The following is a 17703-nucleotide window of genomic DNA, read 5'->3' on the forward strand; positions in this document are numbered from 1 at the left end:
ACAGCATTAAGAATGCCAATTTTAATAATTTTTAATAAAAAAAAATCTTATACCTTCATAAAAGTAGTAGTTCATATTTGGCTGTTGAACAATGTTACTGTGGAAGGAGAATATTCTTTTGAGATAGAAGCACTCATTTTATTTGCAAACGAAGATATTATGTACAGATTGGTTGAATAGAAAATATTGATTTAACACATATAAGTTAAATCCAAATAAACTTTTATTTAGAGGTTAAAAATCTCAATAAAATAATTATAGATGCATTTTTCGATAATACGAAAGTAAAATTTACTGTAATTAATTTTTCTAATAAATTTTCACTTTAATAATAAAAAAGCTCTAATTTGTACTGTATTTATGAAAGATAAATTTAAGTACAACGGTGGATAATTCTAAAGCATCAAGTTGGAAAGCGTCCAATAAACCCTTAAAGCTGATTGTGGACTTTGTAATTTTAAAAGATGTGAATGAAGGAGGAATAAAAACACAAAAGATAATAAATGAATTACTGTAAACGAAACTATTATATTGGATGACAGATCAACAAGTGACGATCTTAGAGGTAACTGGAAAGTAACCAGAGGAGGAGAATCTCCTAAATTGTATGCTAGTGGAAATATTGCCAACATGCTTTTCAATTACCAGATGTATATACGGTTAGAATTTACAGCGTCTAATGAAAAAATAAGCCTCACAAAGAAAGAAAATTTACGGTTAAGCTATTGTCTATTGCAAATCAGAGAGGGATCACCATCAAGATATATAAAAAGAATAAAAATAGGTAAAATTGATAATCCTTCGACTGATAAAGGTAAAGGTTATTCCGATTATACTAATATTATGATACCTATTTTTAATACCAATACTATAACTATAGAGCTACAAAGATCGAATGGGGGATACGCTATTTATATTAATTACAATCGCGATGGAATTTTTGATGTTTCTGAATTTGTATGGAGTAAGTTTCTTATAATTTCAGGGAAACTTCAGTTAAAGGTACATTTACTATTCCAAAAACTGCAAAATATGGATTGACAAGGATGAGGATTTCTCTAGGAGATGGAGGAGTATGGAGACCATGTGGCACGATTAGCTATGGTGAGGTAGAAGATTATACGGTAAACATCAATACTATAGATTCAATTATAAAGGAAAAGGATTTGGAAAATAATGGTAGACTTAATTCAAATCTCACTGAAAATTTAGATATAGAATCATTTAGAGAGAATAAGGATTCTGGATATGATGTCATACTTAGTCCAAATCCAATAAATTCTATTTTAAATATAACACGAATTTCCAAAAATGCCACATTCATTATATACGATTTATTAGGAAAAATGACAAAAAAAGGTGTAATTGAAGATTAAACCGAAGGCGAAGCAGGAGTAGAGATAGAAGGCAAAATTGATGTTTCTTCCTTAGAGTCTGGTAGATACTTTTTACAAATTTTTAATAATGGTATACGGTAAGCAAATCTTTGTATTTTATTAAATTTTAATTATGCAGTTCAGAAAATGAAGTATCCAGCTATTTATACAATATTTTTACAAAAAGGAAGGCTTATAAGAACCCCTTTTGAATATTAGGAATAGAGATATAAACTCAACTTAGAAAAAGCTTTTCAATGGATCTTATCCATGAAAGGCTTTTTTGATTTTTCATATAGATTTTAATTTGCATTATTTAATCGGTTCACTGATATTCTCTACTTTTAGTTCCCAAAATGAGTTTTTATAATTTTTTAGAGGCATTTGCGGCCAAAGAAAGTTTCCACTGAGAGTAATTTTCCTGTAAAGAAGATAGGTATGAATTATTATCTGATAAAACGTATATAAGTTGATTTCTTTTTTTTAATTTCTAGATCATAAAACTGATGTTTTATTATTTTATCTAATACTTCTATTCTCGGATTTGAAAAAGAAATATCATTCTGAGTAGATGTTTGATTTACTATTCAAAAAATGTTTTTATAATAAGTATATATTTAGTGTATTATTACTATAAAATAAGGGTAATAAACTACTATTAAAATCACAAGATAAATAAATAAGAAATATCTTCTTATTTGTGTATAGATGAGTACTGTTTTTTCTTACATAATTTAATTTCTTGATTAGTTTTGAATTTTAGATTTTCGTCAGGTTTACTTTGTTTGATTTAGCCCGCAAAATTAAATTTGAAGTAATAAATGATGAACAAATTAACAAAATTAAAGTAAAAATACAATTCATATCTTATAATTACTTAATCATAAGACACAAATGGCATCTTTACAATATTTTGAAGATAGTCTGAAATAATTGGCCCTATAGTATAAAATATAACTTGACTAGTAAATTATCCATACTGATTAAAATATCTTGAATTTACTTTGATAATTTATAAACTTTTATATTTTGTTTAATAGTAGGCATAGTTTTTAAACCGAGATTGTTATAATGAGAAGTTTTGATTATAAATTATAAAGAAGCGAGTATTTAATATATAGAATGTAGTAAAATTTTTTAATTTATGAAAAAGAATCTGTTTTTGCTTTTATTGTTTAGTTGCTCTTATTTATTTTCTAGTAATAGAAATCCTTTTTTTGAATTTGATAATTATACTATAGTTAGTTTAAAAACCGATAATGGCTATTTGGATATTAGGGATAGACCAATCTTTGGAACTGATCTGCTGGGCTCTAATTTTACTACTGAATTCACTTCTATTAAAACAGGAAACAGTTTTTTCTTTACAAATATTTCGTCTAATAATCCTGCTTCATGGTCTAGGAAAATCATTAAGGGAGAAATAGGAAAATTTAATTCTTCAGGGCAGCATCCAAATTTTACGCTCAACGAACAGAAAATAGATAGTGTTGAACTGACCATAACAGATTCTGGTGAGAACAATGCAAAAGGGTTAGATAATATGATTGTGGCGACAGTCCTTATATCAGATTTTGTTGTTTTTAAAAATGTTCCTCTCGTTGGATGGATATTAAAACATGTAAGTAATGTAATTGCTTTGTCTCCGGGAGCTAATGCTTTTGATGGTAACAGGCTTACTTTTTGGCATACTTCTACTTCTAAGCAAGTTCCATATCCGCATGAGATTCATATTGATATGAGGAAAGAGTACAAGATAGATGGATTTAGGTATGCTCCTCGGCAGAGTCTTGGAAATGGTCTTATGGATGAAGATGGACTTATTAAAGATTATGAATTTTATGCAAGTTCTGATGGCGCCAATTGGACATTAGCAGGATCGGGCACCTGGAATAAAACTTTAGCTGACAAGGTACATTTTTTTACAGCGGTTAATGCTCGTTATATCCGACTTAGATCTTTGTCGGGATTTAAAGGACGTACTTTTTCTGCTATAGCTGAATTGGGGGTAAAAGTTCAAAATGATAATCCTGATTCAGTACAGGTTTCCGGAGGCGAGTCGTTGTGGTTTGTGGATACATCAACCAATGCACCAACTTCATGGGATTGGAAAATTAGAAAAGACGGTGTTGTAAAATTCACTTCTTCGGGAAAAAATCCAAATTTTACCTTCACGGAAGAGGGTTTATATAGTGTTGAACATACTTCTAGCAATGAAGAGAGAAGTAGTATCAAAACAGTTACAGGTTTGATAAATGTCACTCTTGTTCCAGCAGCTAATTTTACAGCTTCTTCAACGGCGATCAAAACAGATGAAAATGTAAATTTTACTGATACTTCTATTAATACACCTGATTGCTGGTCATGGGAAGTAAGTAAAGAAGGGGGTATAAAATATACTTCCACAGAACAAAATCCAAACTTTATATTCACAGAATCGGGGTTTTATAGTGTGAAACTTTTAGTTTCCAATAGAGCAGGAAATAATACAAAAACAATACTGAATATGATTGCTGTAGATGTTCCAATAGATGCTTTTACAGCTGTATCCACTTCAATCAAAACCGGGAGTAATATTCTCTTTACTGATATTTCTTCCAACAAGCCCTCTTCATGGTCTTGGAAAGTCAGTAAAGAGGGTGTTGAAAAATTCAATTCAGCTGAACAAAACCCAAATTTTACATTTACAGAACCGGGGATATATAGTGTTAGCCTTACGGTAACGAATAGTTTTGGCAATCATACAAAAAAAGTAGCTGATATGATTAAGGTAACCACAGTTCCTGTATCTGATTTTACTGTTTTTAGAAATGTTCCAACAACAGGATGGTCTTCAAAACATGTAAGTAGTGAAGAACCTCACAATGAAATCAATTATAAAGGAATCCAGGCTTTTGATGGTGACAGGAATACTCGTTGGCGTACAAAGAGCTCTCTTGCATATCCACATGAGATCCAGATTGATATGGGAAAAGAGTATAATGTAGATGGTTTTACTTGTGTTCCTAGACAGCAAAATATTACAAATGGACTTATTAAAGATTATGAATTTTATGTAAGCTCCGATGGGAGCAATTGGACATTGGCTCGATCAGGAACCTGGGCTCGTACTATAGTTGATAAAAAACAAACTTTTTCAGCGGTTACTGCGCGTTATATCCGTCTCAAGGCTATGTCCGGATTTGAAGGTGGAGGAGAGACTGCCAGTATAAGTGAATTAGAAGTACAACTTACAAACGATGATGTAATACATATTTTTGAAGGGGAATCGTTGGTCCTTAAGGATATATCAAGTAATGTGCCTACTTCGTGGGCGTGGAAAATAAGTAAAGAAGGTATTGTGAAATTTGCTTCTTCGGAGCAAAATCCAAAGTTTACTTTTACAGAAGAAGGTTTGTATAGTGTTGAGCTTACTGCGACCAATGATGGAGGCAGTAATGCCAAAATTGTCACTGATTTTGTAAAGGTTATTCTTAGTCCTACAGCTGACTTTACAGTTTCTTCAACAGTGGTTAAAATAGGTACAAGTGTAACTTTTACAGATACTTCGATTAATACACCAACTTTATGGGACTGGAAAATTAGCAGGGATGGTGCTGTAAAATTTATTTCAAGGGAACAAAATCCAAGTTTTACATTCTCGGACGCTGGAATATATAGTGTTGAGCTTTTTGTTTCCAACAAAGCTGGAAATAATACAAAAACAGTTGCTAATGTAATTACTGTAGGTTTTCCAGTCTCAAATTTTATAGCTTCTTCAACGGTGATCAAAACAGGTGAAAGTGTAACTTTTACAGATAGTTCGAGTAATACACCAACTTCATGGTTGTGGAAAATTAACAAGAAAGGAGTTGAAAAATTTATATCAGAGGAACAAAACCCAAGTTTTACATTTACAGAACCTGGAGTATATAATGTTGCCCTAATGGTAACAAACGAAGTCGGTAATCATACTAAAACAGTCGTTGATATGATTACCGTAGGTTTTCCAGTCTCAAATTTTACAACTTCTTCAACGGTAATCAATAAAGATGATAGTGTAACTTTTACCGATACCTCGGGTAATACACCGACTTCATGGTTGTGGAAAATCAACAAGAAAGGAGTTGAGAAATTTACTTCAAAGGAGCAAAACCCAAGTTTTACATTCACAGAACCGGGAGTATATAGTGTCGAGCTAATGGTAACAAATGATGTGGGCAACCATACCAAAACAGTCATTGATATGATTACTGTGGGTTTGCCAATCTCAAATTTCACAACTTCTTCAACAGTAATCAAAATAGGTGAAAGTGTAATTTTTACTGATACTTCGATTAATACACCAACTTTATGGTTATGGAAAATCAATAAGGGAGGAGTTGAAAAATTCACATCAGAAGAACAAAACCCACGTTTTATCTTTACAGAACCCGGAGTATATAGTGTTGAGCTCATGGTAGTAAACAATGTTGGTAACCATACCAAAACAGTCGTTGATATGATTACTGTAACTCTTCCATGTGCCATGCCATCCAATATAAGGATAACAAGGCCTATAGCATCGTGTGTAAGAATTAAATGGGATGTAATTTTAAATTCTTTGGGTTATGAATATGTTTTAGATATGACTTCTGAGAATCCCGTCTTTGAAGGTATAGCCACTGAGGGTACTTTTTATGATGCCATTTCTTTGATAACCTCTACTAAGTATTATTTTCATATAAGAAGTAAGTGTATTGAAGGATTCAGTGATTGGTCAACAATTTCATTTACAACGCCAGATGTATTAAAGCTGCCTGCCGACAATTTTTTCATTACTACCAAAGCGGAATCGTGTGACAATGAAAATAATGGCGAAATTTATATAAAGGCTAAAGTTCTCTATCCTTATATGGCAGTTATTAGTAATAAGAATTATAATTTTACAGACAACAGTGTGAAAATTGGTTCCTTATCTCCAGGAATTTATAGGGTTTCAATAAGGATTCCCGGAGTAGTATTTGAGCAAAACTTTACTTTTGTAATCGGTAAGGCAGTCACTATAGCTGCAAAATCAAAAGTGGCGAAAGATAAAGTGGAGGTTGAAATGGAACAGGGAAGTGCCCCTTTCTCTATTTTGGTAAATGAAATTGAAAAGTTTCAAACCAATGATTCGAATTTTTCGGTAGCGGTAAAAAAAGGAGATGTACTGAAAGTGAAATCTGCAAAATCCTGTGAAGGGGTATATATCAAAGATATTCAGGCATTAAAAAATATCGTTGCATTGTATCCAAGCCCTACATCGGGAGGTTTTGAAATTGAATTGCCTGTTTCGGCAAAAGAAGTTTCAATAACAATATACAATATAATAGGGAGTTTAATTTCAAGCAGAGTTTATACTGTTGAAAATTCAAGAGTTAAATTAACTTTGGAAAATCAGCCTTCGGGAATTTATTTTGCTAAAATAGGCCTGGAAAAATCCGTTGTTGTAAAAATTATAAAAAAATAGTTATGAAAAATCTTAGATATTTGACCCTTATTGATATTCTTGCAACTGCTTTTCTGACAAGGACCTAATTGTTTGAAGCGGAAAACATGGCCCCTGCGACTCCTGTATTGACACGCCTATAGATTTGAAATTATGTTCTTGACAATATTGTGAAATTTTAATGGAATATTGATTCTCAGAAGGATACTGTGGTCTCTGAAATGCAGATAGCTTTGAATAATGCTTTTCAAATATTTGGGCATACAAAAGAGGTTTTAGTGACTGATTAGATAATTATACTTGTCGAAAAATTCTCATTATTATTGGACAATAGGAGCAATTGATAATAAAGGATTGCCAAGTGTACTCTTTTCTTACTTATGATATATACCTTGTACCGAAACGTTACATAAGGAAAACAGATGGAGTAGATTTGTTACAGTCTAAGCAAATTTTAAAAAACAATTCAAGTGGATAAATTTGTATATTTTCAGATTAGTTGTTTTTATGAAATAGCAAGTAGTTTCTAAAGCTTTGTTTAATTCCCAATAAACATGAATTTAGCAAACTTCTTTAAGAAAAGGTATCATTTACATCTGGCTACTACAAAAACTAATGAAAATTTTTAATTTTGTTTTTCATTGTTGATGTAAGAATATGGTGTGTTTTTTGACTTGACTTTCATCTAGCTCTATACTCCGGGATTTCGGTAATTTGATACATTGTTGAATATTCATTTTGCACTGAGGGTTTAGTATGATTTCGGAAATATATTTAGATTTAAGAGGAGATTAAGTCTCAATTCTCTTTCTTAGTGGAATGCCTGATTTTTAATTACAGCAATAACTTCGCAAAAATGGGTTATGCCTTTTTTTTAAATCCTATTGAAACAATGCCCACTTTAAAATTTAAATTGTTGGTTTTTGTGGTATAAAAGAGGTGTAATGCGGACATATCGGTGTATGTTAATTGAGTGTTGCATACTAAATCTAATCACAAAAAACCTTCTCCTATATGAGCATATTTATTCGATTTGCTTTTGATATTACCTTGTTGGCAGAAACAAGACATGTACCTTGTTTTTTTTGAGTGAGCCACTGAAGATTATTTGTAAAAGAAATTAAAAAGTGAGCAAGACTATTTTTATAAGACGATTTATGCTCTTAAGGTCAACTATGTTTGTAAAATATTCTTTTTCTCTTCATCTGGATTTTTTTAGCTATAATGCAGTCTGTTTGTTGAGAAGATTATCCAGTAATTTAGATTTTATTTACCTTATTTGTAGGATTTTCAATTAATTCTAATTGTTCTGTTCTGTCAAACCTGATGATATTGATTGAAAATGTATGTTCAGTTGGCTTTTTTCAAAATGAAATAAAATTTAAAATTATGCAAAAATGAAAAAGAGGTTTAATCTGTTAATGCAAAATAATCTTCTTTGATTTGTATCAATTCATTTGTCATTAAAAATTCATACAATATATCTAAGGAAACTCATGGCTTTTATTTAGATAAAATTATAATTTAAAATTTTTAATCTTAAAACAGCATTTTTTTGATTGTATTTTCCCTTTATTACGCTCATTTTAGACTAGACTATTGTTCTAATTTATTGCTGTTAAGTGTTTTGTGTAAAATTTTCCTTACACGTGTAGATGTGCGTTATGTAATATTTTTATTTAAAATGATTACCTGCTTCTTTTGTAATTCCTTAATAAGACTTGATTATTTATTAAAAATCATTTGAACATTATAATTTATTCTCAGAATTAATTTGTTTTTAACTGAAAGTTTAAGATGATTAATAATATTACTAAACAAATTAAATCATGTTTTCAAGGATTTTCTGAATTTTAATAAATAATGTTAAATAATCTATTATGAAAACACACACACTATTGCTTTTTTTATTTCAAGTTACATTTCTCTTTGCGCAAAAGGATATATCGGGAACCGTCAGGGACCATTTGGGGAATACTTTACCTGGCGTTAATATTGTGGAAAAAGGAACTTCAAATAGTGTTGTTACGGATATAGATGGTACATATAAAATAAAAGTTAAGGAAGGAAGTTTATTGACTTTTAGTTATGTTGGATATAAAGAGGTATCAAAGGTAGTCAATAGTTTGGTGATTGATATTTTATTGTCTGAAGAAGGAGGTCAAAATTTGGATGAAGTAGTTGTAACTGGTACCAGAACAGCCCCCAGAAGTAATACAACAACTGCTTTACCAATTGATATTTTGTCATCCAAGGATTTGACTTCAACTGGGCAAACGTCCTTTGATAAAGCTTTGCAATATAAAATCCCATCTTTTAATACAGTTCAGACTCCTGTAAATGATGCTACATCCTTACTTGATCCTTATGAAATACGAAATATGGGACCAAGTAGAACATTGATACTTATTAACGGAAAACGCAAAAATCTTAGTTCTTTACTTTATGTGCAGGCATCACCGGGTCGTGGAGAAACAGGTGCTGATATTTCTGCTATTCCTACAGATGCTATAGAGAGGGTGGAAATCCTTCGCGACGGGGCGTCAGCACAATATGGATCAGATGCCATTGCCGGAGTGATGAATATTATTCTTAAAAAGAAAAATAATACTGGATCTGTGACTTTAAGGAGTGGGATAACTTCACAAGGTGATGGGCAAATGTTTGGTGTCAGTATGAATAATGGTACAACCATTGGTTATAAGGGCTTTTTAAATTATACTATAGATTTTTCTTCGGTAAAACTTGCAAATAGGCCTGGAAAGGTAGATGCCGATGGTGAGGCAAATGATTTTGGTGCATCATTTTCAGATGTCCAGTCTTTTCTTAACAAATACCCTGATGCAAGAAATATAAATGGTGCTCCAGAGAATTTTGCCGCAAAATTTCTGATAAATGGAGGAAATGATATAAGTGATGAAACTCAATTATATTATAATGCGGCTTATGTATACAAGAAAGTGAACTCTTTTGCTAACTATAGAACTCCTTACTGGAAAACACTTAAGGATTATCCCTACTTAAATAATTTTTTTGGTAACGGCAATTATAACAATCCTTCTTATGATGGTTATGGTCCAACATTTGTAGGAGATCTAAATGATTATAATGCCACAATAGGTTTTAAAACGACAAAAAATGGCTGGATTACAGATATGAGTATTACAACGGGAGGAAATAGTCAGGCTTACAATGTGGATAATTCACAAAATGCATCAGATTTAGTAGATGCAAACGGAGTATATATTTATCGTGAAAACAGCCCAATTGATTTTAAACCGGGAGGTACTTCTTTTAGTCATATTGTGGGCAATGTAGATATATCAAAAAGCTTGACAAATAGTTTAAGTTTTGGCTTTGGATCAGAATTCAGAACGGAGACATTTGAAATTATTGAAGGAGACAAAGCTTCTTGGGACGGCCTAGGAGCAGATTCGTTTGCCGGTAACCGACCTGAAGATTCAGGTAAATGGAACCGATATAATTTGGGTGTTTATTTAGATATTTCATATGATTTAACTAAGGATTTTTTAGTAAATGGTACAGCCCGATATGAAGATTATAGTGATTTTGGTAATGCAACAGTATGGAAACTAAGTTCAAGATATAAAATTTTAAATGACAAAATTACTTTTAGAGGATCAATATCTACGGGTTTTAGAGCTCCAACATTGCATCAAATTTATACTCAAAAATCACAATACTCTTTTGTTCCTGGTCAGGGAGTGCAAATAAGTGGTATTGTTAATAATGTTTCCCCACAAGCACGTCAATTAGAAATTCCTCAATTAGATGCCGAGAAATCAACCAACATAACCATTGGACTTGGCGCCAAACCATTAAGGAATTTTAGCTTTACTTTAGATTATTATGATATTAAAGTTGATGACAGAATTGTTTTAAGTGATGAAACGCAAACACAATTTGGAACTGTAAGTTGGTTTGCTAATTCATTTGACTCAAGAACTTCGGGATTAGATGTTGTAATGAATTATAATCAGATAGGTTTAGGATCAGGAAAATTAGGTTTTAATCTCTCTGGAAATGTCACTTTTAAAAATGAAAGGATCTCGGAGATTAAGAATGCTTATATTGGATCTGACATTGAAGCATTAATGTTTACCTCACGACCGAAGACAAAATGGATTTTGGGTACGAGTTATGAAATTGGCAGGCTTCTTTTTTCTCTTAATAACACTTATTTTGGAAAATCGACTTTTCACCAAAGAGGTTTAAGTACTGATTTAAGTACGGAATTTATACCAAAAATTGTAACAGATTTAGGGATAAATTTTAATGCAACAGACAAATTAACCTTAATGTTTAATATAAATAATATTTTAAATATATTACCAGAGTGGGAATTTAAAGCTGAAAATGAAAAAGGAGCTCTATTATTATCAGATCCTGCACAAGTTAAAAAACAAACTAATTTAATCACCTTCAATGGACGTTATTCACAAACAACATATGATGGATCACATTTTAGCCAATTGGGAACGATGTTAAATTTATCATTAAATTATAAGTTCTAACTAAAATATGATATCTTAAATAAGTTAGAATTAATATCATGTTTTACTTCTAAAAAAGGGAAGAAATATATTTTATTTCTTCCCTTTTTTAGTTAAATTTTTAATCCTTGATTAAGTACTAATTATTTTTAAAAACAAGTAAATACATGAAAAATTTAGGAGATATCTTTATTGTTAGTTGAAAAAGGAACTGTTCTGTTGTAGAATATCATCCATAGAATAGACAAAGTAATTTAAAACAAAACGATTTTAATTTATTGGGCCTTTTTGCATTTGATCATGAGTCCAACCAGTAGTACAATCACCGGAAGATTTTTGATCGGTGTCTAAAATAAACATTAATGGGTCACTTCTCTTTGATTAGAGAGATCAATAAATTCCATCTACAACATTAGATATGGAAAAGCAGCCACCTCCAAATAAAACGAGTTACGTTCTAATTTTTATTTCTAAAAAAGTATTCTGATTCGGACGTTGTTACAAATGTAAAGCAACCATCAATTGCAAGTGCATCTCTTAGCGGTTTGCCTGTTTTTAAATCAAAAACATGCTCAGGAATAGTTACACTGCCGTCCAGGCTTTTTAACTCAACTTTGCCTGTAGTCACTGTATATACTCCTTTATTATATGTGGAAGAAACTATCCTGTTAAAAATAGCATCCAGCTAAAATAAACAAAGCAGACAATAATGAAATGGACCCATATTTTCATTTGGATTATATTTTATTCCTAAATTTAATAAAATACTTCTAAATATTCATAAGTCCTTGTGTATATCTAAAGATACTAAGCCAATTAAGAGCCTTTTTTTTAAAACTTTTTTGTGGGTTTTTATTTCCCAGATCATCTAATCCTGTCAGCTCGATATTAATTCTATTTGATATTCTTATTCTGTCCGCCTTAAGCAAATTAGCAAAATCATCAGTTTGTAAAAGACCACCCCACGCCACGTCTTCGTAGAATTGTTTTAGGTAGTTTATATTCTTGACTGATTCCATGTATTTTTAAAGCCCACCCAAATGATCTCACCAAGCCTATGGCAATATTCCCGTGCTGTTGTATAATTAAATTCTTGTAATTATCAGCAACCCCTGCTTTAATAGTACAGGCATATTCAGCTTGATAAGCGTTGCTGTATTTACTATAATATTGAGTTGATAAATAAGGATGAACCGCCTAATGCATCATTGTTCTCGCCCACGATAAATCAGTAGCACTTGGACTGTATATCAAAGATAGTTGTTAAACATCTTGTGGTATTAAATGGTTTTGTGTCAGCAGGGCAATCAGGACGTGTTTTTCCAGGTTCCAGAGTCCAACTATAATCACAAGACAATTTTCCCGAAAATTGGATAATCATATTGTTTGGACCGGTATCAGTTCTTTTCAAGTCATTAAGAACCTTTTTTAACTCTTTATCAAAAAAATCATCATCAATCTTTTAACGACCACCGCAGTTCCTCCTCTGCCACTTCCACGACCATTAGGGAATGCATAATGGTTTATTTGTTATGAAGGAATGGGTTGGTAAAATGATTCTATCTTTAAGTGCGGGGAAATTTCTATAATGAAAAAAAGATGTCCATTGCTGGACATCTTTTTACTCCAAACGATAAAAACTTGAATTCCAAACGTGGGAATTCTAAGGTAACATAAACTGTTTCAAAACTAAACAAAAAACAACATTATGTAGGAAAAAACACAACACATTAATACACGTGTAAGTAAATTTTTATATAACTTATTTGTTTTAAATTATTTACTATATTGCTTTTGTCTGAAAATGAGTAGAAAATAAATACAAATTACCTGACAAATAATATGTTATTGATTTGCAATTCCATTTTGATCAAAGTCAATTCTCTGCTCATTTAGCTTGGTGATGCCTTTTTTGCCTGTTCATAGTCTAAAATTAAGTTAGAGAACTGGGTTTTCCAATCGGAAAAGCACTTCCCTTAAATGATCTTTCATTTCAGAATCATTTTCAGGTATAGTTCCAGGAGGAAAGGGCTATTGTCTGCAAAAAAATGAACCCTGCGTCGAGTTTTTTCCTGGCAATGGTATTGATATAATGTGGGTTTTGAGTCATAGTTTTACGATTTAGGGGCTTGGACAACATTTGTCATAGGGCCAAATTTATCATGTCCAAGATGTCGACTACTGTCAATAAAATCACCATAGAAAATCTTTATTTGTTAGGAGATTTGGCCGAGGTTACCTTTTTAATTTGAAGATGGTAAAAAAAACTTTTAACCCCCACTGTAAAGTTTTAGAATTTCACGAATAAAGACTAAAATCGATTTTATAGAAATAAAGTAAGCTCAGTTATTAAATACAGTAAAGGGAAGTATTTGTAACGGTCCTTTTCGATCTTAAAAAAAAAACGCCCTTTCGTCTTAGACTTTTTAAATATCTTGAAAACCACCTCGTTCGTGTAGTTTGGTATCTGAATAAGTATACAATTTTTTGGTGTTGTTTTGTAAAATTCTTTAAAAACAGGCCTGGTAAATAAATTTTGTGGTTATGCGTATTTGTGTGTATTGATTATTTGATCACTTGATTATATTATTACTTTTTTTGCAAAATCAAATGAAATACGTAATATAATAATGAAAAACAAAGTACAATTTCTTTTCACTACACTTTCTGTCATTCTTTTCTTTTCGTGTAAAATACATTATGCAACAAAATATAAAATAATTGATATTGAAAAAAGATCTTATTATACTAACGAGTATACAATTAAAAATGATTCTATTTATTTTGTAGAATATGGGAGAAATAAGAAAGTTAAGAAAATATTTACAATATCATTAAACGGAGTGAAAATATTGCAATAAGTTTTCATCAATTGTGATTCTTCGTATAGAATGATAGTTACACCATGTATTAAATTTGATTTAAGTAATTTTTTTTTAAGCATTTTTGACACTTTGAACCCAGTATCACCCATAATCCAAACTTTATATTCTTTGAAAATGTGACTTCGTAAACCTCCCTAAAAAAGGTGGCACCTTGTAGGTTTTGAATATTTGTTTAGAATTTAATGAACACCATGCCGACCTGTGGAAGATATCCTTGGGTGGTAATCCCTGTAAAAAGAAGGGATAATTATATAAAGACATTGGAAGAAAGTGCAATTATAAATCAGAATATTGAACCTTTTGCTTCATTTATGGACCACCTTGTAAAAGAAACGATGGGTGGAAAAGCTGTGACGGAAGTGTCGGACTAAAGTTTTATATGTTTTATTAATGTTTGATCATTAAATACAATAACGATTTACCCATTTATTTTATCCTTATGATACTGATTGCTAAAGTAAGTTCAGGTGAATGGGATGCAAAGGGAAATAAAGGACCGTAAACAACGCTATTAGTGCCAAAATCTTTTACAGAATGTAATTTCTCATCAATCAGATATCTGTAGTTTTTCAATCTGTCCGTAAATATCATTTTGCTTCTGATAATTGGCTTGGCAATATTCTTCGCAATTGAAACAATCCTTCAGTAATGTTGTGGCTTATATTTTTAATATTCTTGCTGTGCTTCGTATTTCTAGACCTTCTTTTGTTAATTGAATACTGTTCTGATTGATATATGATGTATAGGCTTGATATGTATAATTTTCTATAAAACGGTAAAAGCAAATTTTGCAATAGTACTGTTGTTTTTAGTTCTCCCATTTTTAATAACCTTTTTCTCGCTACATCTTGGACAATTTATACCATCACTAACTCTGAAACACTACCGTTTTTTTGAAGAACGAGAAAAAACCGTTATGCACACTTCTCTGTCTTTGTTCAATAACTTAGTTTGATTTTATTTCTTTTAAAATAGTTTTTAGCCTCCGTTTGTAGAGTTCTACAACTTTGCTAGTTTGGGTTAAAAGTTTGTGCCAACATTATGCTGAAATGGAAGCTCTTGAGGAATTTTACTTTTCAGGTTAAAAAAACATGTTTCCTTAACTTAATTTGGATTTATGACTTGCTTGATGCATCGAGGATCAAAATGAAAAGAAAATTACCACTTATAAAAGCAGAAATCGGAAATAAATAAGGACTTTTCACCACTTAATTATTTTTTTTCTACTCATTATCAAAAAAAAAACAAATTCAAATAATTAGAAATAAATAAGTTGAGTATAATTTGCTTACACATGTATAGTTGTGTAGTGCTTTTCTTTGCCTCTTACTGCTTATTGATTAATTTTGAAACATGTTTAAATAGTAGAGATTGAATTAGAAATGGCTTTCAAATTCAGTTTGTGATTTTGTTAAAAGATGCCTGTGAGTGGGCATCTTTTTTATTAAGATGATTTTACTTTTATTAGGTCAGATTTTTAACCAAGTTTATTTTATTGTAATTAAATAACCCATAAAATATGAAAGAAAAGTTAAAAATTTTAAAGGTATTATTTGTTTGTATGGCTTTGGTCATGGTTAGCTGTGAGAATAATTTTGAAGAAAATAAAGAAAGCGCTAAACAAAACGCCATTTTAGAAGATATTAAAATAGTACACGGTACGGTAGAGATGGAGAGTAAAACTTCCCTTAAAAATATTTTTATTCTTACAAAGAAAGTACTGAAAAAATCATCTTATTAAATTAGAAAATTTAACAATTGTAGTGCCTAGTAATATTGTTATTGGCAATGAAAAAACAGCCTCTACTGGAATCCCCGTTCAAGTCTGGGATTCCATCTTTTTGCATTTTCTATCATGTTAATTATGACTTCAATTCCAAAACCAAACTCTTGTAATGGTGGCAAATAAACTAATTTTCCTTCTGCATCTACTGTTAAAAGAAATAGTAATTTTTGTTTCTCATATCTATTGGCATATTCCTTGAAATTGTGTTTTAAACATATCTATAAAAGGAATTCATGCCTTTTTCAGGTGAAGGATTTTGTTTTATAATAGTATAGGAATGCTCTACATTTAAACCATCTACCCTTACCCCGGAAATTAAGTTACCCTCCTTATAGTTTTCAATAAAAGTATAGTTATATAACCTTCCTTTCCAGATACCTTCTTTAAAACCATCTTTTATTTTTCCACCTTCCTGATAATCCTTATCTTGATATTGGTAATTACCGTTTCCAGCTTTTATCTTCTGTTCATTTTGAAAATTCCAGTAATTAAGAATTTTACAATTTGGTAATCCTTTTTTACTTTTAAAATATTCTATCTCAGATTTTGTTTTTCCATTTTCGGACCAATTAAATTGTTTTTCAATTTTTATTCCATTCGAATAACTAACAGTGAGTTGTTTGTTTCCGTTTTCGTAGTAATAGATAAATTGTCCTTCTTCTTTTATATTATCCTTATCCAATGTTGACCCGATCATCTGTAGAACTTCTCACTTATAAAATCTTTAGTAATATAAATTTCTTTCGTGGAGTAATACTCTTCAATAATTCTAATCTTCTGTTTTGCTTTCTGCCCACAATGAATCTAAAAGATAATCTTATGATTTGAATTTTGTGAAAATAACAATGTAGGATATACCAGTAATAAAGTGACAAATTTTTGCAGTTCCATAAATAATAGTTCGTAAATTATAACGATAATAAAGTGCTCTTTATCAATTGGTATTATTTAATTAGAGTTGCTTGGAAATTGTTTTTGTTTGAGTATTGTTCAAATACAAATAGAGTCTCTAAATTTTAGAAGCGTTTCCATCCATCCATATTATGTTATTTACAAATATAGATAATACTGAAAAGCAGCTATAAATAAACATTACGTGGGAATTGTTTTCCAATTGAGTGACAGTGGCATTTTTCCAGTAATAATCAATGTTATTAAATGTCGGATGAAATTCTTGTTTTAACTTGTAGTTATCAAACCATTCTTTTGCCTCAATTATTTTTTTCTCTTGACTTGTTATCTTGGTATCGGATGATGAATCACCTTCACTGCTAAACATGACTAAAGCTATACAAGAAAATAATCCTTTTAAATTGTACTTAATGTTTTTTTTAATAAATATAATTAGTTAATAAAGAAATTAGTAATAAAAAAGATGCTCATTGCGGAGCATCTTTAACTTAAAAAAAAATAAAAAAAATGAATTCCTACCGTATGAATTCCAATTGTATTAATAGCTTCAAAAATAATTAAGAAACCATTATATATAGAGAAAATACCTACACAAGAGTACACGTGTAGAATGTTTTTTTTTATAATGCTTATTTTAAATGTTTTAAGTTGTTTGTATGGTTGTTTTAAGAAAATAATAAAGATGCAAAACAACAAACTCAGTTAACTATCAAATAATTTATACTGATATTATGCTTTAAAAAAAAACAATAAATATGGAGTATTAAATAAAAAGGAGATC

The 17703-nt window shown here is 30.6% G+C and carries 9 protein-coding genes and 1 pseudogene; 7 read left to right on the forward strand and 3 right to left on the reverse strand.

The features are described 5' to 3' along the window. Nucleotides 1-12 precede the first annotated feature (12 nt). From AC6CH4_RS25190 to AC6CH4_RS25210, 5 genes are all read left to right on the forward strand, one after another. A complete protein-coding gene (locus tag AC6CH4_RS25190; protein WP_498107956.1) occupies nucleotides 13-180 on the forward strand; it encodes a hypothetical protein in 168 nt (55 codons plus the stop codon). A 351-nt stretch (nucleotides 181-531) separates the two neighbouring features. Beyond that, nucleotides 532-1041, forward strand: coding sequence for a hypothetical protein (locus AC6CH4_RS25195; RefSeq protein WP_498107958.1), 510 nt, complete (start codon nucleotides 532-534; stop codon nucleotides 1039-1041). Continuing rightward, on the forward strand, nucleotides 1038-1376 hold the full coding sequence (locus tag AC6CH4_RS25200; protein WP_498107960.1) for a GEVED domain-containing protein: 339 nt from the start codon (nucleotides 1038-1040) through the stop codon (nucleotides 1374-1376). The genes AC6CH4_RS25195 and AC6CH4_RS25200 overlap by 4 nt, the downstream gene beginning before the upstream one ends. A gap of 1144 nt (nucleotides 1377-2520) precedes the next feature. Beyond that, nucleotides 2521-6846 (forward strand): PKD domain-containing protein, encoded by a 4326-nt coding sequence (locus AC6CH4_RS25205; protein WP_498107962.1) that lies wholly within the window; start codon nucleotides 2521-2523, stop codon nucleotides 6844-6846. A 1859-nt stretch (nucleotides 6847-8705) separates the two neighbouring features. Next, a complete protein-coding gene (locus tag AC6CH4_RS25210) occupies nucleotides 8706-11360 on the forward strand; it encodes a TonB-dependent receptor (RefSeq protein ID WP_498107964.1) in 2655 nt (884 codons plus the stop codon). A gap of 749 nt (nucleotides 11361-12109) precedes the next feature. On the opposite strand, the gene AC6CH4_RS25215 is transcribed toward AC6CH4_RS25210, so the two are convergent. Beyond that, nucleotides 12110-12358: a hypothetical protein gene (locus AC6CH4_RS25215; RefSeq protein ID WP_498107966.1), complete on the reverse strand. Its 249-nt coding sequence runs from the start codon at nucleotides 12356-12358 to the stop codon at nucleotides 12110-12112. A 2048-nt stretch (nucleotides 12359-14406) separates the two neighbouring features. Here AC6CH4_RS25215 and AC6CH4_RS25220 point away from each other — a divergent pair. Further along, nucleotides 14407-14595: a hypothetical protein gene (locus AC6CH4_RS25220; protein ID WP_498107968.1), complete on the forward strand. Its 189-nt coding sequence runs from the start codon at nucleotides 14407-14409 to the stop codon at nucleotides 14593-14595. A 133-nt stretch (nucleotides 14596-14728) separates the two neighbouring features. On the opposite strand, the pseudogene AC6CH4_RS25225 reads toward AC6CH4_RS25220, so the two are convergent. Beyond that, nucleotides 14729-15085, reverse strand: a pseudogene (locus AC6CH4_RS25225) (IS1-like element transposase); the annotation flags it as partial. A 658-nt stretch (nucleotides 15086-15743) separates the two neighbouring features. Between AC6CH4_RS25225 and AC6CH4_RS25230 the strand changes: the two are divergent. After that, nucleotides 15744-15965, forward strand: a complete 222-nt coding sequence (locus AC6CH4_RS25230) for a hypothetical protein (RefSeq protein ID WP_498107970.1) — start codon at nucleotides 15744-15746, stop codon at nucleotides 15963-15965. A 253-nt stretch (nucleotides 15966-16218) separates the two neighbouring features. Here the strand turns inward: AC6CH4_RS25230 and AC6CH4_RS25235 are convergent, their stop codons facing one another. After that, nucleotides 16219-16707, reverse strand: coding sequence for a hypothetical protein (locus AC6CH4_RS25235; RefSeq protein ID WP_498107972.1), 489 nt, complete (start codon nucleotides 16705-16707; stop codon nucleotides 16219-16221). Between the last annotated feature and the right edge of the window lie 996 nt (nucleotides 16708-17703).

The organism is Flavobacterium sp. GQ95 (assembly GCF_059758655.1).

Bases quoted from the DNA above. Each gene is read 5' to 3' on its own strand.
- AC6CH4_RS25220 (WP_498107968.1), top strand. From the start codon at position 14,407: ATGAACACCATGCCGACCTGTGGAAGATATCCTTGGGTGGTAATCCCT.
- AC6CH4_RS25210 (WP_498107964.1), top strand. From the start codon at position 8,706: ATGAAAACACACACACTATTGCTTTTTTTATTTCAAGTTACATTTCTC.
- AC6CH4_RS25235 (WP_498107972.1), bottom strand. From the start codon at position 16,707: ATGATCGGGTCAACATTGGATAAGGATAATATAAAAGAAGAAGGACAA.
- AC6CH4_RS25190 (WP_498107956.1), top strand. From the start codon at position 13: ATGCCAATTTTAATAATTTTTAATAAAAAAAAATCTTATACCTTCATA.
- AC6CH4_RS25205 (WP_498107962.1), top strand. From the start codon at position 2,521: ATGAAAAAGAATCTGTTTTTGCTTTTATTGTTTAGTTGCTCTTATTTA.
- AC6CH4_RS25230 (WP_498107970.1), top strand. From the start codon at position 15,744: ATGAAAGAAAAGTTAAAAATTTTAAAGGTATTATTTGTTTGTATGGCT.
- AC6CH4_RS25215 (WP_498107966.1), bottom strand. From the start codon at position 12,358: ATGGAATCAGTCAAGAATATAAACTACCTAAAACAATTCTACGAAGAC.